Genomic DNA, 26157 nt, shown 5'->3' on the forward strand with positions numbered 1-26157 from the left:
GGAAAGAGGAGTGCCGCTCGGGGATATCGCGGGGCAGGGGGCCATGGCAAGCGGACCTCTGTGGAATTGCCTGCGCGAGCATGACCCGTCGTGTGCGGGCGTCAAAGCGCCGACAGGGTCTCCGGCGTCGCAGGTGCCTTGAGGACGGGCGCCGACTGGAACAGCCTCGTGATGTCCTTGAGCGCCCACGTGGTTTGGCTGGACAGCACCGGCGGGCGCTCGGCGGCGGCGTCCGCCGCTGCCTGCTCGGCGTTCTTCTTTTCCGCGTCCTCGGCCTTGGCGGCAATTTTTTCGTCGACGAAGGGATGATCGAGACCGGGGATCGGCTTGAGATCGATATTCTGGTGCGCATAGACCATAAGCCGCTGCCACACCATCGCCGGCAGCGAGCCGCCGGTCATGTTGTTGGTTGGGGTGAAGTCGTCATTGCCGAGCCACACGGCAGCCGTGTAGTTGCCGGTGAAGCCGACATACCAGGCATCACGGTAAGATTGCGTGGTGCCGGTCTTGCCGGCCGAAACGATGTTGGGAAGGGCAGCGCGCCGCGCCGTGCCCATCACCGGCACCGCCGCCAGCATGGTGTTCATATATTTCAGCGCCTGTTCCGACAGCACACGATGCGGCGGCGGCGCATCCTTGGCGAAATCGTAAACCATCTCGCCGGTATGGGTGACGAGCTGGGTGATGCCATGCCGGGAGCCGACAAAGCCGTTCTGGGCGAAGACGCTATAGCCTGTCGCTTGGTCCATCACGGTCATGCCCGAAGTGCCGAGCACCATCGTCTTGTGCGATTCGAGCGGCGATTCGACGCCCATGGCTTCCGCCATCGCCTTGATCGGCTTGATGCCGAGATAATCTTTGGCCAGCCGCACCGGCACGGTGTTGATCGATTTGGCCATCGCCGTGATCAGCGTGACCTTGCCTGCCGACCCGCCATTGTAATTGTGAGGCGACCAACTGCCCCAGGAGATCGGCCCGCCGGAAACGACGGAGTCCGGAGTGAAGCCGTGCTCCATCGCCGTTGCATAGATATAGGGTTTGAACGATGAGCCGCTCTGGCGCAGCGCCTTGGTGGCGCGGTTGAACTGGCTGGCACCGTAGTCGCGGCCGCCGACGATCGCCCTGACTGCGCCATTGGTTTCGATGACGACCATGGCGCCTTCGGTGACGTTGTATTCCTTGCCGAACTGGCGGAGATGGAACTCCATCGATTCTTCCGCCGCCTTCTGGATGTTGGCGTCGAAAGTGGTGTGAGCGACCAGCGAATGCTGGCCGGACTTCGCCGCGATCTTCTTGACCTCTTCGAATGCCCAGTCGAGGTAGTAATCCGGGCTTTTCTGCTCGCCGCGGTCGACGATCTCGGCCGGATGCAGCCGCGCCTGCAGCACCTGACCCTCGCTCATGAAGCCGGCCTCGACGAGATTGGACAGCACCACATTGGCCCGCGCCCTGGCAGCAGGCAGGTTGATGTGCGGCGCGTATTTGGTCGGTGCTTTGAACAGGCCGGCCAGCATCGCTGCTTCGGCGAGGTTCAGATCCTTGACGCTTTTTCCGAAATAGAAATCAGCGGCCGCTTCGATGCCGAAGGTGCCGCCGCCCATATAGACGCGATCGAGATAGAGCTGCAGGATCTCCTTCTTCGACAGATTGGCCTCGAGCCACAGCGACAGGAAGGCTTCCTTGATCTTGCGTTCCAATGTCCGTTCATTGGTCAGGAACAGGTTCTTGGCCAGCTGCTGGGTGATGCTCGAGCCCCCTTGCACCACGGAATTCGCCCGCACATTTGCGAAGATCGCGCGCGAAAGGCCGAGCGCATCGATGCCGTAGTGATCGAAGAAACGCCGATCCTCGGTGGCCAGCACCGCCTTGATGACCTGGTCGGGCATCTCGTCGACCGGCACCGAATCGCGCTGGATGATGCCGCGCTGGCCGATCTCGTTACCGTAGCGATCGAGGAAGGTGACGGCGAAATCACCCTGGGCCCGCCAGTCGCCGGCGGTCTCCTGGAAGGCTGGCAGCGCAAGCGCCAGCATGACGACGATGCCGCCGGCGCCGAGCGTAAAACCCTCGCTCAACAGTTCGATGATGCCGCGGCGCCAGCCGGAGACGCGGAAGCGCCGGAAAAAAATGGTGGCCGCTTCCCAGAACCGGCGCGCCTTGAAGCCGATCTCGTAGAGCGAGGAATCGAACCACGCATCCGCAGCCAGCAGTCTTGCGGCAATCGGACCTCTTCTCTTGCGTGGTTTCAAAGGACTGGCCATTCCAGGATCCGGCTGCGGCTACGCCTCCCAGTGAGAAACTGCACGGGGGCAATTTCAGGGCGACGCGCCTACCAAGACTATTCGTTCATTTTGGCGCCGCTCACAAGGGCGAGGTAGACTTGCGCGTTACAGTTTTTAGATAGGAGTTTGAGGGGCCACCTCCACCGCTTTGCAGGCGCGCATCCGCTTTCAATATTACCGCGCCGCGATAAAGCGCATGAAATGCGCCACGTCGGCGTCGCTTGGCTCCTGGCCGGTGAAACTGCGCAGGTAGGCGGCGAGATGACTGACCCTCGCCTCGACCGGCTCCTTGAGGTCAAGCACATAATAACCGATCTGCATGTAGTAGAGCACCCGGGCGCGGATGAAGGCATCCTCTTCATCATAGCCATGCCGGCGATACATGTCGCGGATCGCGCCCAGGCGGTCATTGTCGGCCTGGTCGATTGCCCGGCGCACGTCATCGGAGCGACGCGCCCATTCCCGGATGGCGAAGTCAAGCCTAGGATCGAACAGGCGCTCGTCCGCCCAGCATTCGAACACGTTCATGACACCGATGATGATGCTTTCGGCGGGCCGCTGCGCGCGTTCGACGATCGCCTTGGTGTTGGTATCCCGCCAATGGGCAAGCAACTGGTCGAGCAGATCCTGACGGCTATCGAAATACCAGTAGAAGCTTGAGCGCGAAACGCCGAGCTTCTGGCCGAGCGGCAGCACGCGCACGCTTTCGATGCCGTCTGAAATCAATGTCTGGAGCGCAAGACTGATCCAGTCCCAGCGCGTCACCTTGATGTTGCCGGGCGCCGGCTCGTCCCGCGGAGCAATCATGATCATGGCCGCACAATAGGCATGGGGGAGAGCTGCATACAACCATACTAGACACATATGTACAGTGCAAGTATCCTGCCGCCTCTAACGAACGGCCGGCGCGCGTCATCGCGGCCTCTCCCTACGATCCCCAGGGCAAGGCAATACGGCAATGAGGAGTATCCGCCATGGTCGATGACGCCGCACGCAACCTCAGGCGCGAACGCAGGCGCGGACGAACCGGCGAGGCTGGCAGCGAGAGCAGCCGCCGGCCGGACTATCGTTCGCTGAAGAACCCGTTCCTGCCGCAGCCTGTCTTTTCGGCCGACCACCTCGCCGCGATCCACGACACGGCGCTGCGCGTGCTCGAGGAACTCGGTGTCAAGGTGCTGTTGCCGGAAGCGCGTCTCATTCTTGCCCGTGCCGGCGCTTTGGTCGACGAGGACAGTCAGATGGTGCGCCTCGGCCGCGACATCGTCGCGGCGGCGCTGGCCTCGGCGCCGAAATCGATCCGGGCGCACGCCGGCGACCGTGCCCGAGACCTGATGCTCGAGCTCGGCTCGATGACGTTCCTGGCGGGATCCGGCGCGCCGAACGTCACCGATCTAGAGCGCGGCCGGCGGCCGGGGACGCTTGCCGCTTTCGAGGATCTCATTCGGCTGGTGCAGCATTTCGACGTCCTGCATATGCTGGGGCCTTGCATCGAGCCGCAGGACATCGACAACCGTTTGCGCCATTATGCCGTCAACCGGGCTCAGCTGACGCTGTCCGACAAGTTCCCGTTCATTTTCGCGCGCGGCACGCCGCAGGTCGAGGACGGGTTCGAGATGCTGCGGCTGGCGCGCGGCCTGTCCGAGGTCGAATTCCGTTCGGGGGCCTATTGCTACACCGTCATCAACACCAATTCGCCGCGTCAGCTCGACATTCCGATGGCGCAAGGCATCATCGACTTTGCCAAGGCGGGGCAGGTGTTGATCATCACGCCCTTCTGCCTGGCCGGCGCCATGGCGCCGATCACGGTGGCCGGCGCGCTGACGCTGCAGCATGCCGAAGCGCTGGCCGGGCTGACGCTGGCCCAGATCGTGCGGCCAGGCGCGCCGGTCGTCTATGGTTCCTTCTCGTCCAACGTCGACATGAAGTCGGGGGCGCCGGCCTTCGGCACGCCGGAGCACGTCAAGGCGACGCTCGGCGCCGGTCAGCTTGCGCGCTTCACCGGCCTTCCCTGGCGGTCCGGCGGCGGCAGCGCCGCCAACATTTCGGACGCGCAGGCAGCCCACGAGACGCAGTTCGCGCTGTGGGGCTCGGTGCTTGCTGGCGCGACGGTATGCATCCACGCGGCTGGCTGGCTCGAAGGCGGCTTGAGCGTCTCCTTCGAGAAGCTGATCACCGATATCGAGGCGCTGCAGACGGTCGCGGAACTCTGCGCGGCGACGCCGGGCGACGAAGATGCGATCGGCTTCGAGGCCATCGCCGAAGTGCAGCCGGGCGGGCATTTCTTCTCGGCCGGACATACAATGGCGCGCTACCGCACCGCATTCTACGAGCCGCTGGTCGCCGACTGGTCGAATTTCGGCAACTGGACGCAGGCCGGGTCAAGAACCGCCACGGAGCGCGCCACCGGTATCTGGAAACGGTTGCTTGCCGACTTCCGGCCTCCGGCCTCGGCCGCCGCTACATCAGGCGTTCTCGATGAATTCATAGCACGGCGTACCGAAGAGGGCGGCGCGGCACCGGCTTCGTGATGAGTTCAGCACGCGCCTCACATGGGGCGCTTGTCCGCAGTCTTTTTCGGGTCGCGGCGTATCGTGCCGGCATCGGCTTGTCTGTGCTTGTCGGCGGCAAGTCTACGAATGCGATCGAAGCGACTTTCCTCAACCGCTTTGATTGTCGCTACGGCATTTGGCTTCGGGACGAACGCAATCATGGATCGATCTCCTTGCCGGCGGGCCGCGCGCCGGGGAAGATGCCCCGGCGGCTTTCTTTCAGGCTCTCGTGAAGAGCGTATTTCTCGAGAGGTCGACGAGTTTAGGTGGCGAGCGCAACCGCGCAGCTTGCGGCCCCCAGCCTGTCGGGAGAGGTTTTTCCGGGCATGGTCGCCCAGCCGCCTGTCTCAACGAACTGCCGCTTCTTGTAGCTGTCGGTCAGGGCCTTGAACTCTACAAGCTTGGCGGCCGCATCGGGCGCTGCGTTGAAGCGATCGACGCAGACCGCCGAGGCCAGCTCGCCGCGCGCCACGTCGCCGGCGGTTGTCGCCGCCGCGCGCGAGGTGCCACCGGTCACCCAGCCGCCCCAGTTGAAACCGACGATCAGCGTGGCGACGAAGGTTGCCGCGCATGCCCACAAAAGCGTGGATTTGGCCGGCTGGTAATCTTCCCATCGACGCGCGAGAGATGGCTTGCTGCTTTGTATGGCCACGGAACAGTTCCTCCTGGTTGATGTCGGGATCGGTCGCCCGGCCTTTCAGGGCCAGGCCTTGCAGGGCCTATTTCCGGCAGTTGGTCAGTAACCGCCGCCAGCCGGGCTTGCATCCTTTGCCGGGATGTCGGTGATCATCGCTTCCGCGGTGATCAGCAATGCCGCGATCGAACCGGCATCCTGGAGCGCGGTCCGCACCACCTTTGCCGGGTCGACGATGCCGACCTTGATCATGTCGACATAGATCTCGTTCTGGGCATCGAAGCCCTGATTGTGATCCTTGCTGTCCGTGAGCCTGCCGACAACGATCGAACCTTCGACGCCGGAGTTCTCGGCGATCTGGCGGATCGGCGCTTCGAGCGCTCTCGACACGATCGAAATGCCCGCCGTCACATCGGCATTGGCTCCGGTCAGCCCGTTCAGCACGGCCTTGGCGCGCAGCAGAGCGACACCGCCGCCGGGAACGATCCCTTCTTCCACCGCCGCGCGCGTGGCGTTCAGCGCGTCGTCGATACGGTCCTTCTTTTCCTTGACCTCGGACTCGGTCGCACCACCGACGCGAATGACCGCGACGCCGCCGGCGAGCTTGGCTAGCCGCTCCTGCAGCTTCTCCTTATCGTAGTCGGAAGTGGTTTCCTCGATCTGCCCCTTGATCTGCTGGACACGCGCCTGAATCGTGGCCTTCTCGCCTGCACCGTCGATGATCGTCGTCGTGTCCTTCTCGATCAGCACGCGCTTTGCGCGGCCGAGCATGTCGATGGTGATGTTCTCGAGCTTGATGCCAAGGTCTTCCGAGATCATCTGGCCGGCAGTGAGCACGGCGATGTCTTCCAGCATCGCCTTGCGGCGATCACCGAAGCCCGGCGCCTTGACTGCCGCGACCTTGAGGCCACCGCGCAATTTGTTGACGACCAGCGTCGCCAGCGCTTCGCCTTCGACGTCCTCGGAGATGATCACCAGCGGTTTGCCGCTTTGCACCACGGCTTCGAGGATCGGCAGCATCGCCTGCAGATTGCCAAGCTTCTTTTCGTGGATGAGGACATAAGGGTCCTCCAGCTCGACGCGCATCTTCTCGGCATTGGTGACGAAATAGGGGCTGAGATAACCACGGTCGAACTGCATGCCCTCGACGACGTCGAGTTCGGTCTCTGCGGTCTTGGCTTCCTCGACAGTGATGACGCCGTCATTGCCGACCTTGTCCATCGCCTTGGCGATCATGGCGCCGACGGTGGCATCGCCATTGGCGGCAATGGTGCCGACCTGCGCGATTTCACCGGAAGATTTGACCTTCTTGGCGCGTGCCTGGATTTCCTTGACGACGGCGGTGACCGCAAGGTCGATGCCGCGTTTGAGGTCCATCGGGTTCATGCCCGCGGCAACGAATTTGGCGCCCTCGCGCAGGATGGAAGCGGCAAGCACCGTGGCGGTGGTGGTGCCGTCGCCGGCGAGATCGTTGGTCTTCGAGGCCACTTCGCGCACCATCTGGGCGCCCATGTTCTCGAACTTGTCGGCAAGCTCGATTTCCTTGGCCACCGTCACCCCGTCCTTGGTAATGCGCGGCGCGCCATAGGCCTTGTCGATGATGACGTTACGGCCCTTGGGGCCGAGCGTCACCTTGACGGCGTTGTTGAGGATTTCGACACCGCGCAGCATCCGGTCACGCGCATCGGTGGAGAATTTGATTTCCTTGGCAGACATGTTTTTTCGTCCCGTTCAATTGGTTGTGGCAAGGCGCTGGCAGCACCCGCCTGAATCAAAAACTTGGAGCATCTTCTGCGCGTCCAAGAGGACGCGCGGCGCTCCAATCAGGCGGCTTTCTTGGCAGCCACGATCTTGTCGGTGATGCCCATCTCGCTCTTGTCGATGATGCCCATGATGTCGGCCTCCTTCATGATCAGAAGGTCCTCACCGTCTATCTTGACTTCGGTTCCCGACCATTTGCCGAACAGGATGAGGTCGCCGGCCTTGACATCGAGTGCGATCAGCGCGCCGCTTTCGTCCCGCGCGCCTGGCCCGACGGCGATCACTTCGCCTTCCTGCGGCTTTTCCTTGGCATTGTCGGGGATGATGATGCCGCCCTTGGATTTGGTATCGCTTTCGGCGCGCCGAATAACGACGCGATCGTGGAGTGGCCGGAATTTCATGGGAACTTCTTTCTGGGGCCGGCTTAGGCGGCCACGCCCTTGTATAGGCGTTTTGGCACTCGATAGATAGGAGTGCCAAAAAATATTAGTCCTTTATCGGAAACTATTGACAGTATTATTTAGCAGTTTCATTCCCATGAATTCGATGAGCATAAAATAATCCTGGAATTGATTTTTTCTATCCGAGTACCTATTTTAGATGAGAAACTCACTTTCATAATCTCAGTCAAGAAGGAGATTTTATCGATGGCGGAATTCAGTCAGAATATAATGGAAAAAGCTGAGGCGCGCTTCATGGAAAAGCAGAAGAAAACCGCGGAGCGAAACCAGGCAACGGCCGAATATGTTTCGGAAGCCAAGGCCAGGATCATCAAGACGGCAAGGCTGCGGGCGCTGCGGCTGGCCAAGGAAGAGGCCGACCGCGCCGCGGAGGCCCTCAATCCCGTCGCCCCCAAGAAAAAGCGGGCGGCAGTCAAGAAGGCGGGGGCCGCTTAACGGCGTCAAGTCATGAGCCTGACATTTCCAAACCAAAGCCGCAGCTACGACGAAGCGAGCCGACGGATCCGCTTCGTCGGCTATGACGGCATGTCCCAGATTTCTTTCTTTGTCGATGCAGATGCCATCTCGACGGCACCGTCGGGGACGGCGACAGCCGAAGCCACATATCTCGCCGCCTTCGATGCGGCTGTCGGTCCCATACATGACGTCGCAAGGAATGCTTATGCCCGTACCGGCAAGAGCATGTACGTGCTGACCGCAGCCGATTTTCGATAAATCCCGACCGTCCCGTGATCTGGCGCCAGAACGTCAACGCGGCTACGCTGCAAGCAGGAATCGCTGACGGTGAAGGCCTGTTCAGTCGTGACGGGCGAGGGAGAAGACGATGACCGCGCCGGCGGCCGCGCTGCAGAAGGCCTTGTTCGAAACGCTGAACGGTGATGGTTTCCTGTCAGCGGCATTGGGCGGCGCTAAACTGTTCGACCATGCCCCGGAAAATGTCCCGTTTCCCTATGTCACCTTTGGCCGGACCAGCGTCTACGACTGGACAACGGGCATGGAGAACGACGCCGAGCAGCTTTTCACGCTGCATTTCTGGTCGAAGTCCGAGGCCAGGAAAGAAATGCTCGATGTGATGGACATGGTCAGCGCCCGGCTCCAGGATGCGGCGCTCGCGCTCGACGAGCATCACCGACTCAATCTCAGGCTCGAATTCACCGAGGGCCGTTACGACGAGGACCTTTCGGCCTATCACGGGCTGCTGCGTTTTCGCGCCGTGACGGAAGAAAACGCCTGACGCGCTTTCAATATGGCTGCAACACAGTCTAGACTGGCGCTTCGATGAATTTTGCCGGGTTGGGGCGGCGAAATCATAAGGTCGGTTGTCTCGCGTTTCAGGGGTGGGATAGGCATGTGTTGCAGGCGTTCACTGTTCATTTCACGTTCAGCACCGATGCGTTAGAACGCTGACCATGAAAACGCTTCGTTCCCACTTCCGAACCGCGACATTGGCGCTATCAGCGGCCGCTCTGTTCGCATCGCAGGCGACGGCGCTGCCGGTCGTCGTGCCCGAGCAGAACCGGCCGGTCGTCCTGGCTGCCTCCGACTGCTACGCGATCGGTCAGCAGGTCGCCGAGCAGAATGGCGGCACGCTGGCCAAGGCATCACAGTCGACGCGCGGTGGCCAGCCGGTCTGCGTCATCGTCGTGCTGGTTCCAGGCAAGGATGGACAGCGCCCGCGCCGCACAGAGATCGTCGTTCCGCAGAATTGACCCGCCGTTTCCCAGCGTGCCGGAATCGGCCTATATCTGACCAATTCTTCAACAGGTGTTGATCCCAGCATGCGCGTACTGGTCGTCGAAGATGACAAGGATCTCAACCGGCAGATATCAGACGCGTTGGTCGATGCCGGCTATGTCGTCGACCGGGCCTTCGACGGTGAGGAAGGGCATTTCCTTGGCGATACCGAGCCCTATGACGCCGTGGTGCTCGACATCGGCTTGCCGCAGATGGACGGCATCAGTGTGGTTGAGCGCTGGCGACGCGGCGGCCGCAAGATGCCGGTCCTGATTCTGACGGCGCGTGATCGCTGGAGCGACAAGGTATCCGGCATCGACGCCGGCGCCGACGATTACGTCACCAAGCCGTTCCACATCGAAGAGGTGCTGGCCAGGGTTCGCGCGCTCATCCGGCGCGCGGCCGGCCATGCGTCGTCCGAGTTGACCTGCGGGCCGTTGCGGCTCGACACCAAGGCCTCCAAGGCCGATGTCGACGGCGTGCCGCTGAAGCTGACGTCGCACGAATTCCGCCTGCTTGCCTATTTGATGCACCATATGGGCGAGGTCGTGTCCCGCACCGAGCTGGTCGAGCATCTTTACGATCAGGATTTCGACCGCGATTCCAACACAATCGAGGTCTTTGTCGGGCGGCTTCGCAAGAAGATGGGCATCGACATGATAGAAACCGTTCGCGGCATGGGCTATCGAATGCGTGAGCCGGAGGCGTAAGGCGGAACCGCTCAAACAGACTGCAAGAACGCCGCTTTCGCTGCGGTTCTGGCCGCGTTCGCTGGCGTTCCGGGTGATCGCCTTTTCCACGGTCTGGGCGATACTCACCCTGGTCGTCATCTTCACGCTGATCACGACGCTCTATCGCCAGGCGAGCGAGCGCGGTTTCGACAGCTTGCTGTCGGCGCATCTGTTCAATCTGATCGGCTCGGTCGGCGTGTCCGAAGGCGGTTCGCTGACCGGCGCTCCCGACCTTGGCGATCTTCGGTTCTCGGAGCCGAATTCCGGCTGGTACTGGTCGGTGGAGCCTGCGTCGGAAGGCGTGCGCGGCGATCTGCACTCCTCCTCGATGACCAAGACGATCCCGTCGCCAAGCGTCGCCGAGGTTCCCTTCAATGCCAGCTTCCAGCGCAGCTATGCCACCGAAGGCATCAATGGCGAGGAGCTGGAAGTGTTCGAGAGCGAATTCGTTCTCGACGCGAAAAATCGCGCGGCGCGCTTCCGTGTCATGGGCAACCAGACCGAGCTCGAGCAGGAGATAGGCGCCTTCCAGCGTCGCCTTCTGACCTATCTTTCCCTGTTCGGCGTCGGCATGATCGCCATCAACGCCATCGCCATCCTGCTGGGCCTGCAGCCATTGCGCCGGGTCAGGAACGCTCTCGCCATGGTGCGGGAAGGAACCGCGCAAAGGCTAGACGGCCGCTTCCCGGCCGAGATCGAGCCGCTTGCCAACGAGACCAACGCGCTGATCGAAAACAACAAGCGTATCGTCGAGCGCTCGCGCACGCAGGTCGGCAACCTCGCCCATTCGCTGAAGACGCCGCTGGCGGTGCTGATCAACGAGGGGCGGGCGCTTGGCGGCGCCAAGGGCAAGCTCATAGCCGAGCAGGCCGCCTCGATGCAGAAGCAGGTTGACCACTATCTGCAGCGCGCCCGCGTCGCGGCGCAACGCGACAGCGTCGTCTACCGTACGCCGGTGGCGCCGCTGGTCCAGCGCATGGTGCGCGTGCTGCAAAAACTCAACCCGCAGACAGCTCTCTCGCTTTCGCTGCCGGCAGTCGATATCGTCTTTGCCGGCGAACGCGAGGATCTGGAAGAATTGCTTGGCAATTTGCTCGACAACGCCATGAAATGGGCAAAGAGCACGGTCGCCGTGTCGGTGGCACCAATCTCCGACAAGACGAGTGGCGCCGGCAAGGAGGGTGCCGTCAATCTGTTCGAGATCAGTATCGAGGATGACGGCCCGGGCATTCCCGAAGACAAGGCGCGCGAGGCGCTGAGGCGCGGACGGCGGCTCGACGAGACCAAGCCGGGGACCGGGCTTGGACTTGCCATTGTCGCCGACCTCGTCAATGAGTATGGAGGCGTTCTGGCTCTGGAACGGTCCGGCATGGGCGGGTTGAAGGCAGTGGTTCGATTGCGGAGCCTTCAATGATGCTTGATCGCCGGTGCGTGATATGGCGGCATGTCGATTGGTCCCGGAGCGTCGGCCGCGGCCAAATTTCGGACAAACATCAACACTAATGGCCACACCGACTTCCCCGATGGCGCGGCTCCCAGCTCTAACTCAAGAAAACCGGTTGTTGGCATGAAGATTCGCGTCGCGCTCGTTTCCGCACTGCTGGCCGTTTCCGGCTGCACGACGCTGGGCAACAGCCCGGCCCCCACGGTGGCGCCACAGCCTGCCGCCACGCCGCCAACTGACGGCAAGATCGCGACGACGATCATTTCCGCCATGGGCGGCGGCCTCGTCAGCGGATCGATCGGTGCCGGCTTGAAGGATTCCGAGAAGCGCAAGGCGCTGGAGGCGGAATACAAGGCGCTCGAGTACACGGCGAGTGGCCAGAAGGTGACGTGGAAGAGCGATCGGTCGGCGCATTATGGCGAGGTTGTTGCCGCCCAGCCCTATCGTGTCGGCTCGCAGGACTGCCGGCAATACACCCATACGGTCTTTACCGGCGCCGCCGGCGCCACCGCGCGCGGAACCGCTTGCCGCAACGCCGATGGCAGCTGGACGCCGCTGACGTAACGACCGGCCGGATAGGTCCGGTTGGCATCAATCAAGGACATGCGACGCACCTGCCGTCAAAGCGTCGCAGGATGCCTGTGTTGGCAGGGCAGGGCTCTGCCGTTATTGGAAGAAGCATGCTGTTCTGGGTCATAGCTGCCATTCTCACGCTGGGTGCAAGCCTGGCGGTTCTGCTGCCGCTGGCCGGCGGCCCGAAGGATGGTTCGGCGAGCAGCGATCATGACCTTGAAGTTTATCGCGACCAGCTGTCGGAGCTTGACCGAGACGTGGCGCGCGGCCTGATCCAGCCGGCGGAGGCCGAAGAGGCGCGTGCCGAAATCGCTCGCCGCATCCTTCGCCTGGACAATGCCGGGGCCGGGGCCGATCCGGCCGACAAGGCAGCGGCGCGGCAGCCGTCGATGGCGACCAGGCTGGTTGCGACGGCCGCGGTCCTAGTGGTTCCGCTGGTCAGTTGGGGCTTGTACAGCCAGTTGGGCTCGCCCGATCTGCCGTCGCAGCCGCTCAGCGAGCGGCTGGCCAAGAATCCCGCCGACAGTTCGGTGGACGAGCTGGTGGCACGCGCCGAGGCTCACCTTGCCGCCAATCCGTCCGATGGCAGGGGTTGGGACGTTCTGGCGCCCATCTATCTGCGCATGCAGCGCTTCGCCGATGCGGTGACGGCCTATCGCAACGCCATTCGCCTCGACGGTGACAGCGCCGCCCGCCAGGCAGGCCTCGGCGAGGCGATCGCCAATGCAGCGGGCGGCATTGTTTCGTCCGACGCTCAGGTCGCTTTCGAGGCGGCGCTGAAGCTCGATCCGGCAAATCCGAAGGCGAGCTTTTATCTGGCGATGGGCATGGCGCAGGAAGGCCGCATTGAGGAGGCGACAGCTGGCTGGCAGAAAATGCTAGCGGCCTTGCCGCAGGACTCAGCCTGGCGCGGCGCCGTCGAGCAGGCACTGGCCGAATCCGCCAAGCGGAGCGTCGCTTCGGGAGAGCCTGCAAAAGGCCCGGGCGCCGGGGATGTCGATGCCGCCTCGTCGATGTCGCCGCAGGACAGGGAAGCGATGATCAACACCATGGTTGCGGGACTTGATGAAAAACTTCGTCAAAACCCGCGCGATGCGGAAGGATGGATGCAGCTTATTCGTTCCTATGTCGTGCTGGGCAAGGCCGATCAGGCACGCGACGCGCTCAATCGCGGTATCGCCGTTTTTGGCTCCGATAGTGAGGAAGCGAAGAAATTCACCGCCTTTGCCGTCTCGCTTGGTCTGACGGCGACGGAGTAAAACATGACGCGCAAGCAGAAAAGACTGTCGGTGATCGCCGGAGGGTTGGCCTTTCTCGGTGCCGCCACCGGTCTGACCTTCTACGCGCTCGGCCAGAAGGCCTCCTACTTCTACATGCCCGCCGATCTGACCACCGCCAGCCTGCAGCCCGGGCAGCGTATCAGGCTCGGCGGCCTCGTCGAAAAAGGCACGATCGAGCGCGGCCAGGGGGCCACTGTCGCCTTTTCGGTGACCGACAATCAGAAGCAGGTGAAAGTCACCTACACCGGCATTCTTCCCGACCTTTTCCGCGAGGAGCAGGGCGTCATCACTGAAGGCACGTTTCGCCCGGACGGCGTCTTCGTCGCCGACAGCGTGTTGGCCAAGCACGACGAGAACTACATGCCCAAGGAGGTGGCCGACGGTCTCAAGGCCAAGGGCGTGTGGCAGGAGAGCAAGAGTGAGTAACAGCCTTGGTTGAAACCGGACATTTCGCGCTGGTCCTGGCGTTTGCGCTGGCCTTGGTGCAGACGCTGGTACCGCTGTTCGGCGCGCGCATGAACAACCAGAAGATGATGGCCGTCGGCGGTCCGGTCGCGGTGACCGGCTTCGCCTTGACCGCTCTGTCCTTCGCGGCGCTGGCGATAGCCTACGCAACGTCCGATTTTTCGGTGGCCAATGTCTGGGACAACTCGCATTCGCTGCAGCCGCTGATCTACAAGATCACCGGCACCTGGGGCAATCACGAAGGCTCGATGCTGCTCTGGGTGCTGATACTGACCTTCTTCGGCGCACTCGTCGCTGCTTTCGGCAGCAATCTTCCTGCGACGCTTCGAGCCAATGTGCTGGCCGTGCAAGGGGCGATCGGCGCCACTTTCTTCCTGTTCATCCTGGCGACGTCCAACCCGTTCGCCAGGCTCAATCCGGCGCCGATCGAGGGCCGCGATCTCAATCCGATCCTGCAGGATCTCGGTCTCGCCATCCATCCGCCGCTGCTCTATCTCGGCTATGTCGGCTTCTCGATCTGCTTTTCCTTCTCGGTCGCCGCCCTCATCGAAGGCCGCATCGACGCGTCCTGGGCGCGCTGGGTGCGGCCATGGACGCTAGTCGCTTGGATGTTCCTGACAGGCGGCATCGCCATGGGCTCCTACTGGGCCTATTACGAACTTGGCTGGGGTGGCTTCTGGTTCTGGGATCCGGTCGAGAACGCCTCCTTTATGCCATGGCTGGCGGGCACGGCGCTGCTCCACTCGGCGATCGTCATGGAGAAGCGCTCGGCCCTGAAGATCTGGACGCTGCTGCTGGCGATCCTGACCTTCTCGCTGTCGCTGCTCGGCACCTTCCTGGTGCGCTCCGGGGTGCTCACTTCGGTCCACGCCTTCGCCACCGATCCGACGCGCGGCGTGTTCATCCTCTGCATCCTGACACTGTTCATCGGCGGATCGCTGGCGCTGTTCGCCTTTCGCGCGTCGAGGCTGACGGCCGGCGGCCTGTTCCATCCAATCTCGCGCGAAGGGGCGCTGGTCCTCAACAATCTGTTCCTGACCACGGCCACCGCCACCGTGCTGATCGGCACGCTTTATCCGCTGGCGGTCGAGGCCGTTTCAGCCGACAAGATTTCGGTCGGCGCGCCGTTCTTCAACCTGACATTCGGCCCGCTGATGGTGCCGCTTCTGGTCGTGGTCCCGTTCGGGCCGCTGCTGGCCTGGAAGCGCGGCGACATCTTCGCCGTCGCCCAGCGCCTGATGGTCGCCTTCGCCGCAGCGCTTCTGGCCGTGCTGGTGACGGCCTTGTTCATCGACGGCGCGTCGGTGTTCGCAGCACTTGGCGTCGGCCTGGCCTTTTGGCTGATCTGCGGCGCGCTCACCGATATTGCCGTCAAGTCCGGCTTTGGCACTGTCGCGCCCGGCACCATGTTCAGGCGCTTCGCCGGCCTGCCGCGTTCGGTCTTCGGCACCGCGCTCGCCCATCTCGGCCTCGGGCTGACGACGCTCGGCATCGTCGGCACGCTTTGCTTCGGCACCGAGAAGATATTGTCGATGCATGCGGGCGAGACAGTGCAACTGTCCGGCCACACGCTGCGTTTCGAAGGGCTCTATCCGGCCCAGGGGCCTAATTACAGCGAGGATCGTGGCCGCTTTGCCCTGCTCGACGCCGATGGAAGCACAACCGCCGTAATCACCTCGTCCAAGCGCTCCTATCCGGTCCGACAGATGACGACGACCGAGTCCGGTATCAAGACGATTGGGTTCAGCCAGCTCTACCTCTCGCTTGGCGACGAAGGGACCGACGGCTCCGTCGTGGTGCGGCTTTGGTGGAAGCCGCTGGTGACGCTGATCTGGGGGGGCAGCCTGGTCATGATGGCAGGTGCTGCGATGTCGCTCATGGACCGGCGCCTGCGCGTCGGGGCACCGTCGCGCCGCCGCAAGTCGACCGGCGCAGTGCCTTCCGCGAGCCTGCCATGACCGCAAGATTTTCACTGGCCTCGCTGATCCTGTTGCTGACGCTGTTGTTTGCCGGCGCCGCACTCGCGGTGAAGCCCGACGAGGTTCTGGCCGACCCGGCGCTCGAGACGCGGGCGCGGACGCTTTCGGAAGAGCTGCGCTGCATGGTTTGCCAGAACCAGTCGATCGATGAATCCGATGCAGACCTTGCCCGCGATCTGCGCGTGCTGGTGCGCCAGCGCCTCGTCGCCGGCGACACCGACCAGCAGGTGATAGACTATATTGTTTCCCGGTACGGCGAGTTCGTGCTGTTGAAACCGCGCTTCAGCCTGCGCAATGCTTTACTCTGGGGCACGCCGATCCTTCTGCTCCTTGCCGGCGGCGCCGTCATCGTGCTCGGCGCCCGCTCGCGCCGCTCAGCGCCAACCAATGCGTTGACCGCCGAGGAACAGGCGGAGCTGGACACTATTTTGCACCGGGACTGAAGGCGGCGGCCCCCGCAAACATTACGAAAGTTTCATGCACCGGAAATGGCGCCGTAATGTGCGCCCCTCTATTTCTCTTGCCCGAGGATGCCGACCGAAGCGCATCCCTTGAAGAGGATACGAGACCCATGAATATTGCCCCCAGTTCATATCCCCGCACCCGCAAACGCCTGATGGCTGCCGCAGCTTCAGTGGCCATTGCCGGCGCGATAGGCTTCGGCGCGGTTGCCACCGTGACAGCCCCGGTCCTGGCCGAGGCCGTGCGTGTCGAGGCGCCGCAGGTCCCGAGCTTCGCCGATGTGGTCGAGCGCGTTTCGCCGGCGGTCGTCAGTGTACGCGTCAAAGCCAAGATAGAATCGACCGCCGACGACGGCTCCGACCTGCCCGACGGCTTCGGCAATCTTCCCGACGATCCGCAATTGCGCCGCTTCTTCAGGGAGTTCCGTGGCTTTGGCGATCAGGGGGGCCAGGATGGAATGCGGCGCTTCGGACGCCGTGATCAGAACCGCCAGCCGCGGCCGGTCGCCCAGGGGTCCGGTTTTTTCATCTCCGATGATGGTTACCTCGTCACCAACAACCATGTCGTCGGAGATGGCTCGTCCTTCACGGTGGTGATGCATGACGGCAAGGAACTCGACGCCAAGCTGGTCGGCACAGACCCGCGCACCGATCTCGCGGTGCTCAAGGTCGAAGGCGACGGCAAGTTCACCTATGTCGACTTCGCCGATGATTCCAAGGTTCGCGTCGGCGACTGGGTCGTGGCCGTCGGCAATCCGTTCGGCCTCGGCGGCACGGTCACCGCCGGCATCGTCTCGGCCCGTGGCCGCGATATCGGCGCCGGCCCCTATGACGACTTCATCCAGATCGACGCCTCGGTGAACCGCGGCAATTCGGGCGGCCCGACCTTCAACCTCAACGGCCAGGTCGTCGGCATCAACACCGCGATCTTCTCGCCGTCCGGCGGCAGCGTCGGTATCGCCTTCGACATTCCTGCCTCGACGGCAAAGGCTGTCGTGCAGGATCTGATGAAGGACGGCACCGTCCAGCGCGGCTGGCTTGGCGTCGAGATCCAGCCGGTCACCTCCGAAATCGCCGAATCGCTTGGGCTGAAGTCCGATAAGGGCGCGCTCGTCTCCAGCGCCCAGAACGATGGTCCCGGCAAGAAGGCCGGTATCACAGCTGGCGACGTCATCACTCAGGTGGACGGCAAGGACGTCGCTTCGCCGAAGGAGCTCGCCCGCCTGATCGGCGCCTACCAGCCCGGCAAGCCGGTCGACGTCACGGTGTGGCGTGACGGCAAGAGTGCGACCGTCAAGGTCGATCTCGGCACGCTGCCTTCAAGCGACAAGGAGGCTTCGGCCGACCAGCAGCCTTCCGCTCCGCCAAAGGCCGACACGCTGGCCGATCTCGGCCTCACCGTCACCAGATCCGACGATGGCAAAGGGCTTGTGGTGACCGATGTCGACCCCGACAGCGATGCCGCCGATCGCGGCATCCAGCCCGGCGACGTCATCACCTCGGTCAATTCGACGGAGGTCAATGGCACCGACGATGTTGCCAAGGCCATGGCCGACGCGGCGAAGTCTGGTCGCAAGGCGGTGCTGATGCAGATCACCCGCGACGACAGCAACCGCTTCGTCGCGCTGCCCGTCGCCAAGGGCTGACGTCCAGACTTTTCCGATGCGGCGGTTTCAAACACCCCCGAGCCGCCGCACGGGAAAGCACGGGGCTTGAATACGCTAGTCAGTCAGTCATCGTGTTCCGCCCCAGCGGCAGCGGGCTCCCATCGCCCGCTGCCGCTCGAACAGAGCATGACGACATGCTCAAACAACGAAGCATGTCGCCCAAAAGCCCGCCTCGGTCTTGATCCGAGGGTGCCGGTGACTTTGAGACAACGACATTCCAAAACAAAGACTTACGGCGTATCCTTGAATCACTTTGTTCGCGATACGCTCTGGTGAGGCCACGATGCATATGCCGGCCACTCAATCTTCCAGCGAAATCGCGTATAACGGTCCCATGAAGATTCTCGTCATAGAAGACGATCGCGAAGCGGCCGATTACCTCCAGAAAGCCTTCACTGAGGCCGGACACACCGCCCATGTCGCCGGCGACGGCGAAACCGGCTTCGCGCTCGCGGATTCCGGCGACTATGACGTGATGGTCGTCGACCGCATGTTGCCGCGCCGCGACGGCCTGTCGGTCATCGCCGGTCTGAGATCAAGAGGCAACACGACGCCGGTCCTGATCCTGTCGGCACTCGGCGAAGTCGACGACCGGGTCACCGGCTTGCGCGCCGGCGGCGACGACTATCTGACCAAGCCCTATGCCTTTTCCGAGCTTCTGGCCCGGGTCGAGGTGCTGAACCGCCGCGCCAGCGCCAGGGAAGCCGAAACCGTCTACCGGGTTGGCGATCTCGAGCTCGACAGGCTCTCGCATTCGGTGCGGCGCGCGGCGCGCGAGATCACGCTGCAGCCGCGCGAGTTCCGGCTTCTGGAGTATCTGATGCGCCATGCCGGCCAGGTGGTGACGCGCACCATGCTGCTGGAGAATGTCTGGGACTACCATTTCGATCCGCAGACCAACGTCATCGACGTTCACGTCTCGCGGCTGCGCGGCAAGATCGAGAAGGGCTTCGACAAGCCGATCCTGCACACGGTTCGTGGCGCCGGCTATATGCTCAAGAGCGGGTAGCATGGCTCTTTCCATGCCGGCCATCATGAGGACGACGGCAGCGCGGCTTTCGGCGCTCTATCTCCTGCTGTTCGCCATCTGCGCGGTGCTGCTCGTCTTCTACATGACCTCGCTGTCGGCGCGCATGCTGACCGGCCAGACCCAGGACACGATCAACGACGAGGTGCTCGGCCTCGCCCGGGCCTATCAGCGCGGCGGCTTGCCGCTGCTGGTCCGCGTGGTCGAGCAGCGCTCCCGCCAGCCCGGCGCCAATCTCTATTTGATCGCCGACACCAACGGCCAGATCCTGACCGGAAACGTGCAGAGCCTGGAGCCCGGCGTTCTCGAGGCCGAAGGCTGGACGACAGAGCCGTTTTCCTACCGGCGCTTCGGCGAGGCCGAGCTCGAGCGGCAACGCAATCCGGTCGCCGACCCGAACGACACCCAGTCCGGCCAGAACGAAGTGCAAGTGGAGGGCGAGAAGGGGCATAACGCCATTGCGCTGGTGTTGCGCCTGCCGAACCAGATGATCATGCTGGTTGGTCGCGACCTCGGCGAGCCGGAGCGGTTCCGCGCCGTCATCCGCCGCGCGCTGATGCTGGCGCTGGGCATGATGGGGCTTGGCGGGCTTCTGATCTGGTTCTTTGTCGGACGCGCGGCGCTGAAGCGTATCGACTCGGTGTCGGAGGCGAGCCGCCGCATCATGGGCGGCGATCTTTCCGGCCGGCTGCCGGTCACCGGCGCAGGCGACGAGTTCGACCGCCTCTCCGAAAACCTCAATTCCATGCTGGCCAGGATCGCCACGCTCAACGAAGGGCTGAAGCAGGTCTCCGACAACATCGCCCACGATCTGAAGACACCGCTGACCAGGCTGCGCAACCGCGCCGAGGCGACGCTTTCCGGTAAGTACAAGGCCGCCGACTACCGGCAGGCGCTGGAAGGGACCATCGCCGAGTCCGACCAGCTGATAAAAACCTTCAACGCCATCCTGATGATCTCCAGGCTGGAGGCGGGCTATTCCTCCGAAAGCACCAGCCGGGTCGATCTGGCTGCGTCCGTGCGCGATGTCGTCGAGCTCTACGAGCCGGTGGCGGAGGAGGCGGGGGTGACACTTGAGACTTCGGTGCAGGATGCCTTCGCCGTCGAAGGCAATCGCGAGCTGATCGGCCAGGCGCTGTCGAACATCGTCGACAACGCGATCAAATATTCTACCGACTCGACAGCCAAGCCGTCCGTCCGCGTGGCGCTCGATCGCGTCGGCAGGGAAATCAGGCTCTCCGTCACAGACAACGGCCACGGCATCCCCGACGATGCCGATCGCGCCAGGGCGACCGAGCGTTTCGTGCGGTTGGAGAAAAGCCGCTCGCAGCCGGGTTCCGGCCTGGGCCTTAGCCTCGCCAAGGCAATCATGACATTCCACAACGGACGACTTGATCTTCTGCCCGGCGATCCCGGATTGTCCGTCGTTATGAGTTTTCCCGAAAGGGAGGATCGCTGATGGCGGTGAGGGCGGCTGCGGAACAGCCCAACTGGCTCTTGAAGCCGGCGGCAAAGCTCGTTCCTCTGGATCAGAGCCGCGCCCGGCAGGAATTGTCGGGGATCGCTTCCGCCGCGCAGGAAGAGGGACTTACCCGGCTGGCAAAATTCCTGCCCGGTAAGGGCGCCGTCCAGGACTTCCTCGCCGCAGTGTTCGACCTGTCGCCGTTTCTGCGCGACACAGTGCGCCGCCGCCCGCAGATCCTGGATGCACTTTTCGGGGAGACCGTCGAAACCCGACTGGCCTCGATCGGCGCCGCGATCGACAAGGCCGCGCGGGCGGAAGCCATCTCCGAAAGCAGCCTGATGATGGAGCTGCGGCAATGGAAAGCGGAAGCGCATGTCCTGATCGCGCTGGCCGATCTTGCAGGCGAGGCCGAAACCGCCGTCACGGTACGGCGGCTCAGCAGTCTCGCCGACGCCTGCACCCGCGCTGCTGTCGACTTCCTGCTTCGCGACGCGCACGGACAAGGCAAGCTCAAACTGCCGGACCCCGAGGATCCGGCGCGCCGGTCGGGTTGGATCCTGCTCGGCATGGGCAAGCTTGGCGCGCATGAGCTGAACTTCTCCTCCGACATCGACCTCGTCGTTTTCTTCGACCCGCAGGCGCCTGCCGTCGTCGATCCGCTCGATGCGACGGAGCTGTTTTCGCGCCTGACGCGCCGGCTGGTCCGCATTCTCCAGGACCGCACCGAACACGGCTATGTCTTCCGCACCGACCTCAGGCTTCGTCCCGATCCCGGTTCGACGCCGTTGGCGATCCCGGTCGAGGCGGCACTGCGCTACTACGAGGCGCGCGGCCAGAACTGGGAGCGCGCCGCCATGATCAAGGCGCGACCGGTGGCCGGCGATCTCGCAGCCGGTGCTGCGTTCCTGAAGGACCTCCAGCCCTACATCTGGCGCAAATACATGGACTATGCGGCGATTGCCGACGTTCATTCGATCAAGCGCCAGATCCACGCCCACAAGGGCCACGGCGAGATCGCCGTGAAGGGCCACAACGTCAAGCTCGGCCGCGGCGGCATTCGCGAGATCGAATTCTTCGTCCAGACCCAGCAGCTCATCGCCGGCGGCCGCTTCGCCGAGCTGCGCGGCCGCGAGACCGTGCCGATGCTTGGCCAGCTTGCGGCACGCGGCTGGATCACTGCCGATGCGCGCGACGCGCTCGCCCGGCAATACTGGTTCCTGCGCCGCGTCGAGCATGCCATCCAGATGGTCGCCGACGAGCAGATGCATATACTGCCGGAAGATGACGAAGGGCTTGAACGCATTGCGCGTATGCTCGGCTTTGCCGATGCGGCGGCCTTTGCCGGGGCGTTCCGCGCTGCACTCCATCAGGTCGAACGCCACTACGCAGCGCTTTTCGAGACCGCGCCCGAGCTTTCGGCGGGCATCGGCAATCTGGTCTTTACCGGCGATGTCGACGATCCCGACACGTTGCAGACCCTGCAGAGATTGGGATTCCAGCGGGCGAGCGACATCTGCCGCGTTATCCGCGGCTGGCATTTCGGCCGCTATCGCGTCACCCGGTCGGCCGAGGCGCGCGAGCGGTTGACCGAACTGACGCCGGCGCTGCTGCAATCCTTCGGCCAGACGCGCCGGGCGGACGAGGCGTTGATACGCTTCGATGAGTTTCTTGCCGGCCTGCCCGCCGGTATCCAGCTTTTCTCGCTGCTCCAGTCCAATCCCGCTCTGCTGAAGCTGATGGCGACGATCATGGGCGCGGCTCCCCGGCTGGCCGCTATCATCACGCGCCGCCCGCACGTGTTCGATGGCCTGCTGGATCCGGCCCTTTTGACCGAGCTGCCGGACCGCGCCTATCTCTCGGCGCGTCTCGCCGCCTTCCTCGAAGGCGACAGGGCCTATGAGGACGTGCTCGACCGCTTGCGTATCTTTGCTTCCGAGCAAAAATTCCTGATCGGCGTCAGGCTGCTTGCCGGCTCGATCGATCCGGTCCGCGCCGGCCGTGCCTTTTCCGATCTGGCCGATCTTACCATCGACGCGGCGCTGCGGGCGGTCATCGCCGAGTTCGCGCTGCGCCATGGCCGCGTCGCTGGCGGCACTGTTGCGCTGCTCGGCATGGGCAAGCTCGGCAGCCGCGAACTGACGGCCGGCTCCGACGTCGACCTCATCCTGCTCTATGATCACGACACCGATGCCGAAGAATCCGACGGCGACAAGCCGCTCGCCCCGTCCCACTATTACTCCAGGATGACGCAGCGGCTGATATCGGCCGTGTCCGCGCCGACCGCCGAGGGCGTTCTCTACGAGCTCGACCTTCGCCTGCGGCCGTCCGGCAACAAGGGGCCCGTGGCGACCCATGTCGATGCCTTCAAGAAGTACCAGCGCCAGGACGCCTGGACATGGGAACATATGGCGCTGTCCAGGGCTCGCGCGATCGGTGGCGATCATGCGCTGTGCACCGAGGTCGAAGCCGAGGTGGCGGCAGTGCTTGCCCTGCCGCGCGACGGCGCCAAGGTGATGGCCGAGGCGTCCGAGATGCGCGCGATGATCGAGAAGGAGAAGCCGCCGCGCGATCTCTGGGACATAAAGCTGATCCCGGGTGGTCTCATCGACCTCGAATTCATCGCGCAGGTGGCGGTGATCACGGGCAAGGTCGAAGCCGGCCGCCGGGTCATCGGGACAGCGGAAGTCCTGTCGAGGCTGGCGCCGGATTTCGCTGAAGCCCAGGTCAGGCAGGAGCTTTGCGATGCCTATGCGCTCTATCTGGCGCTGACCCAGATGATACGGCTCTGCCTTACTGGCGTGTTCGAACGCGACGACGTTCCGCCGGGGCTTTCGGATCTGCTCCTGGCGGTCACCGACCTGCCGGATTTCGGTGTGCTGGAAGCGCATCTCAAGGAGACGTCGCAAAAGGTCAGGAAGGATTTCGACCTTCTGCTTCGTGCGAAGCGACCATGAGGGCGTAACGCCAAACGGCTGTTTCAGCGAGAGCATCGGGGGTGCTGTCCCCTCCGGCGTTCCCGAAAGTTCCAACGCTTCACGATAACTGAGGGTCAGGCGGCGGCCCTGACCGGCTGCGTCGACTTCTTGATCGGAATGCGCACCGACACGATCGTGCCGGTGCCTTCGGTGGAGCGGATTTTCAAGGCGCCGCCCTGAAGCTCGGCCAGCGAGCGTGAGATGGCGAGGCCAAGGCCGGACCCGGCATGGCTCTTGGAAAACTGGTTCTGCACCTGTTCGAACGGCCGCCCGAGCTTGCTCAGCGCCTCCTTCGGGATGCCGCAGCCATTGTCTTCGATCGTCAGGACCAGAGCGCTGGATGTGTTGCGGGCCCTTACCGCAATGCGGCCGCCCTGGCCGGTGAATTTCACCGCATTCGACAGAAGGTTTATGACGATCTGCTTGATTGCCCGGCGGTCGGCGAAAAGTGTCAGTGAATCGGGGATGCGTGTTTCGACAGTGATCGACTTTTCCGCTGCCTGCAGCGAGATGACGCGCACCGTTTCCCTCATCAGCGGGCAGAGGTCGATTTCCTCCTGATCCATCGAGAATTGGCCGGCCTCGATCTTCGACATGTCGAGGATGTCGTTGATGACGCCCAGAAGATATTTGCCGCTGCCGTTGATGTCGGTGGCATATTCCTCGTAGCGCGGCGAGCCCAAGGGCCCGAACAGCGCCTGTTCCATCAGCTCCGAGAAGCCGATGATCGCGTTGAGCGGCGTGCGCAGTTCGTGCGACATGTTCGCCAGGAACTCGGATTTGGCCCGGTTCGCGGCCTCGGCGCGCTCGGTTTCCTTCATGTATTCGCGATTGAGCTCGACCAGTTCGCGCGACCGCTCTTCCTCCGCCCGGCGGGCAAGGCTGAGGTCGTGGATCGTCGCCATCAGCCGGCGCTCGCTGTCTACCAGCTTCTCCTGGTGCAGCTTGATCTGGGTGATGTCGGAGCCGACCGAGACGGTGCCGCCGTCCCTGGTTCTGAGCTCATTGACCTGCAGCCAGCGGCCATCGGCAAGCTGCCGCTCGAAGGTCACGCCGCCTTGCTGCCCGTTGGTGTTGGCAAGCCGGCGCTCCGAAGCGAAGGCAAGCATGCGTTCTTCCAGAACGGCGCGCGAGGCGCCCGGCATCACGTCGCGATCCGACAGGCCGTTATCCTGCTGGTACTTGGAATTGCACATGATCAGACGCTGGGCGGAATCCCAGAGCACGAAGGATTCGTTGATGTTTTCGATGGCCGTTCGCAGACGAAGATCCGCGGCCTCGGAGCGCAGCGCCAGGTGCCGCTGCTCGGTGACGTCGACGGCGATGCCGATCAGTTGGATCTCCGGCGCTTCCGGGTCGATCACCTGCGCCCTTGCGCGCATCCACACCCATTGTCCGTCGGCATGGCGCATCCGGAACACCTGGTCGATGTGATCGATCTCGCGTGCGACGATCCTGTTGGCAAGCTCGAACAGGTCGCCGTCCTCGGGATGGATGATCTCGTCGACCTCGCCGAACGACAGCATCGTGTCGCAGGGCTCGTAGCCCAGCATGTCGTACATCGAGCGCGACCAGTACATCTTGCCACGCACCATGTCCCAGTCCCACAGGCCGCAGCGGCCGCGCACCAGCGCCATGTCGATGCGCTGGTGCGCTTCGAGATAGATGCGGTCGGCGGCCTGGGCGCGCGCCGCCTGGCCGAAATAAGCGTAGAGGATGATGATCAGCACGCCGGCTGTAAGCACGAAGAGGGTGACGTTGAGCGAAACGGTCTTGCGCCACGTGTCGAAGACCGCTTCCTGCGGAACGAGCGCTGCGGCAGCGCCTTTCCCGCCACTTGCCAGGCTCACTGCCGCATACCAGTCCTGACCGCCGATGCTGACCTCCATGACGCCGGCGCGGTCGCCGAACATGAACAGCGGTTGACCGCCTTGGACGATGCCGTCGAGCGGTCGCCCCTCCCAGCGCGTCGATAGCGGTGTCACGGCAATGATCTTGAGCGCGCCGTCAGTGACCGCAAGCACGTGGCTTCGGCCCATGGCGCCCTGACGGCTAATGCCCTCCAACAGGTCCTGCGTCGCGCCCGGCGCCATCTTCGCATCGACGCTAATCGAACTGGCCAGTTGGCCCGCCGCGAGCGAGAGGATCGCCTTGGCGTCGCGTTCCACGTCGTCGCGCTCGTTCATCAGCGACAGGAACCGCAGCGCCGCGATGACGAGCAGGAAAATGATGATCAGGGCCGGTATCGATCGGCGCAACAATGGCTCGGCTGCCAGGAGCCGTCGGTAGGCGGGTTCGGCGATGAGCCGCGCATTGCCGGCGAGACCATCGCTTCTCGCCTCACGCCGCTCAAAAGCCGTCCCTCCGGGCGCGCCGCACGCGTCCGCCTTCGCCATAAATGGCTCTCCCCGATTTTGAATCTGCTTGACGATCCGGCGACGCCGCACTTCCGAATCTTCAGCTAAAGAATCAAAGGTGATTCGCCTTGTCCAGAGGCGCGGCGAAAAAAGATTAAAAATCGACTAAAATAATGGCTAAAGCCGCCGATCTCCCTCCCCCTTGAGGGGCGGGTGGCCCGTAGGGCCGGTAGGAGTCGTCGGCGAAGCGCTCCATCTTTGAATCAACGGTCGAGGCAGGTGGATCGGTCGAGGCCGCGCACTGCCGCAGCG

Annotated in this window: 23 protein-coding genes; 16 read left to right on the forward strand and 7 right to left on the reverse strand. The window is 63.4% G+C overall.

Annotated features, from left to right (window positions below; all coding sequences use genetic code 11):
* Positions 1-101: 101 nt before the first annotated feature.
* Together RPG13_RS15785 and RPG13_RS15790 are read right to left on the reverse strand one after the other, a co-directional pair.
* Positions 102-2261 carry a transglycosylase domain-containing protein gene (locus RPG13_RS15785; protein ID WP_337125452.1) on the reverse strand — a complete coding sequence of 720 codons (2160 nt, stop codon included), beginning with the start codon at positions 2259-2261 and terminating at the stop codon, positions 102-104.
* A 195-nt stretch (positions 2262-2456) separates the two neighbouring features.
* Positions 2457-3095, reverse strand: coding sequence for a TetR/AcrR family transcriptional regulator (locus RPG13_RS15790; RefSeq protein ID WP_128284095.1), 639 nt, complete (start codon positions 3093-3095; stop codon positions 2457-2459).
* A gap of 161 nt (positions 3096-3256) precedes the next feature.
* On the opposite strand from RPG13_RS15790, the gene RPG13_RS15795 reads away from it, so the two are divergent.
* Positions 3257-4810 (forward strand): trimethylamine methyltransferase family protein, encoded by a 1554-nt coding sequence (locus RPG13_RS15795; protein WP_292722128.1) that lies wholly within the window; start codon positions 3257-3259, stop codon positions 4808-4810.
* 17 nt (positions 4811-4827) lie between these two features.
* Here RPG13_RS15795 and RPG13_RS15800 read toward each other — a convergent pair whose 3' ends face one another.
* The 4 genes from RPG13_RS15800 to RPG13_RS15815 all read right to left on the reverse strand — a co-directional run bounded on the left by RPG13_RS15800 (position 4828) and on the right by RPG13_RS15815 (position 7627).
* Complete coding sequence (locus RPG13_RS15800; protein ID WP_292722125.1) at positions 4828-4992, reverse strand: hypothetical protein; 165 nt, start codon at positions 4990-4992, stop codon at positions 4828-4830.
* A gap of 101 nt (positions 4993-5093) precedes the next feature.
* Positions 5094-5483 (reverse strand): hypothetical protein, encoded by a 390-nt coding sequence (locus tag RPG13_RS15805; RefSeq protein ID WP_337125453.1) that lies wholly within the window; start codon positions 5481-5483, stop codon positions 5094-5096.
* Positions 5484-5567: 84 nt separating this feature from the next.
* The gene (gene groL, locus RPG13_RS15810; protein WP_292722122.1) at positions 5568-7181 is read right to left on the reverse strand and encodes a chaperonin GroEL; all 1614 of its coding nucleotides are present in this window, start codon (positions 7179-7181) and stop codon (positions 5568-5570) included.
* Positions 7182-7288: 107 nt separating this feature from the next.
* A complete protein-coding gene (locus RPG13_RS15815) occupies positions 7289-7627 on the reverse strand; it encodes a co-chaperone GroES (protein WP_095486547.1) in 339 nt (112 codons plus the stop codon).
* 246 nt (positions 7628-7873) lie between these two features.
* Here RPG13_RS15815 and RPG13_RS15820 point away from each other — a divergent pair, with 246 nt between their 5' ends.
* The 15 genes from RPG13_RS15820 (at position 7874) to RPG13_RS15890 (ending at position 23467) form a co-directional block, all read left to right on the forward strand.
* A complete protein-coding gene (locus tag RPG13_RS15820) occupies positions 7874-8122 on the forward strand; it encodes a hypothetical protein (RefSeq protein ID WP_095486548.1) in 249 nt (82 codons plus the stop codon).
* A 12-nt stretch (positions 8123-8134) separates the two neighbouring features.
* Positions 8135-8401, forward strand: a complete 267-nt coding sequence (locus tag RPG13_RS15825; protein WP_095486549.1) for a DUF1488 domain-containing protein — start codon at positions 8135-8137, stop codon at positions 8399-8401.
* Between the two features lie 109 nt (positions 8402-8510).
* Entirely contained in the window at positions 8511-8921 is a 411-nt protein-coding gene (locus RPG13_RS15830; RefSeq protein ID WP_095486550.1) for a DUF3168 domain-containing protein, read from the forward strand.
* A gap of 175 nt (positions 8922-9096) precedes the next feature.
* Complete coding sequence (locus RPG13_RS15835) at positions 9097-9396, forward strand: hypothetical protein (protein WP_095486551.1); 300 nt, start codon at positions 9097-9099, stop codon at positions 9394-9396.
* Positions 9397-9465: 69 nt separating this feature from the next.
* The gene (locus RPG13_RS15840; protein WP_023800820.1) at positions 9466-10131 is read left to right on the forward strand and encodes a response regulator transcription factor; all 666 of its coding nucleotides are present in this window, start codon (positions 9466-9468) and stop codon (positions 10129-10131) included.
* Positions 10115-11566 carry an ATP-binding protein gene (locus RPG13_RS15845; protein WP_337125454.1) on the forward strand — a complete coding sequence of 484 codons (1452 nt, stop codon included), beginning with the start codon at positions 10115-10117 and terminating at the stop codon, positions 11564-11566. The genes RPG13_RS15840 and RPG13_RS15845 overlap by 17 nt, the downstream gene beginning before the upstream one ends.
* A 153-nt stretch (positions 11567-11719) precedes the next feature.
* Complete coding sequence (locus RPG13_RS15850; RefSeq protein ID WP_337125455.1) at positions 11720-12160, forward strand: hypothetical protein; 441 nt, start codon at positions 11720-11722, stop codon at positions 12158-12160.
* Between the two features lie 116 nt (positions 12161-12276).
* A complete protein-coding gene (ccmI, locus tag RPG13_RS15855; RefSeq protein ID WP_337125456.1) occupies positions 12277-13428 on the forward strand; it encodes a c-type cytochrome biogenesis protein CcmI in 1152 nt (383 codons plus the stop codon).
* A 3-nt stretch (positions 13429-13431) separates the two neighbouring features.
* Positions 13432-13875 (forward strand): cytochrome c maturation protein CcmE, encoded by a 444-nt coding sequence (gene ccmE, locus RPG13_RS15860; RefSeq protein ID WP_095486555.1) that lies wholly within the window; start codon positions 13432-13434, stop codon positions 13873-13875.
* A gap of 5 nt (positions 13876-13880) precedes the next feature.
* Positions 13881-15872, forward strand: a complete 1992-nt coding sequence (locus RPG13_RS15865; protein ID WP_337125457.1) for a heme lyase CcmF/NrfE family subunit — start codon at positions 13881-13883, stop codon at positions 15870-15872.
* Positions 15869-16336 carry a cytochrome c-type biogenesis protein gene (locus RPG13_RS15870; protein ID WP_292706422.1) on the forward strand — a complete coding sequence of 156 codons (468 nt, stop codon included), beginning with the start codon at positions 15869-15871 and terminating at the stop codon, positions 16334-16336. Before RPG13_RS15865 ends, RPG13_RS15870 begins: the two co-directional genes overlap by 4 nt.
* A gap of 128 nt (positions 16337-16464) precedes the next feature.
* Positions 16465-18000 carry a Do family serine endopeptidase gene (locus RPG13_RS15875; protein WP_337125458.1) on the forward strand — a complete coding sequence of 512 codons (1536 nt, stop codon included), beginning with the start codon at positions 16465-16467 and terminating at the stop codon, positions 17998-18000.
* Between the two features lie 355 nt (positions 18001-18355).
* A complete protein-coding gene (locus tag RPG13_RS15880; RefSeq protein ID WP_164547000.1) occupies positions 18356-19030 on the forward strand; it encodes a response regulator transcription factor in 675 nt (224 codons plus the stop codon).
* A gap of 1 nt (position 19031) precedes the next feature.
* The gene (locus RPG13_RS15885; protein ID WP_292621857.1) at positions 19032-20507 is read left to right on the forward strand and encodes a sensor histidine kinase; all 1476 of its coding nucleotides are present in this window, start codon (positions 19032-19034) and stop codon (positions 20505-20507) included.
* Positions 20507-23467 (forward strand): bifunctional [glutamine synthetase] adenylyltransferase/[glutamine synthetase]-adenylyl-L-tyrosine phosphorylase, encoded by a 2961-nt coding sequence (locus tag RPG13_RS15890; RefSeq protein ID WP_337125459.1) that lies wholly within the window; start codon positions 20507-20509, stop codon positions 23465-23467. The genes RPG13_RS15885 and RPG13_RS15890 overlap by 1 nt, the downstream gene beginning before the upstream one ends.
* A 95-nt stretch (positions 23468-23562) precedes the next feature.
* On the opposite strand, the gene RPG13_RS15895 is transcribed toward RPG13_RS15890, so the two are convergent.
* Positions 23563-25884, reverse strand: coding sequence for a PAS domain-containing sensor histidine kinase (locus RPG13_RS15895; RefSeq protein ID WP_337125460.1), 2322 nt, complete (start codon positions 25882-25884; stop codon positions 23563-23565).
* Between the last annotated feature and the right edge of the window lie 273 nt (positions 25885-26157).

It is taken from the genome of Mesorhizobium sp. ISC15 (assembly GCF_037162615.1).
Taxonomy (GTDB): Bacteria; Pseudomonadota; Alphaproteobacteria; order Rhizobiales; family Rhizobiaceae; genus Mesorhizobium; species Mesorhizobium mediterraneum.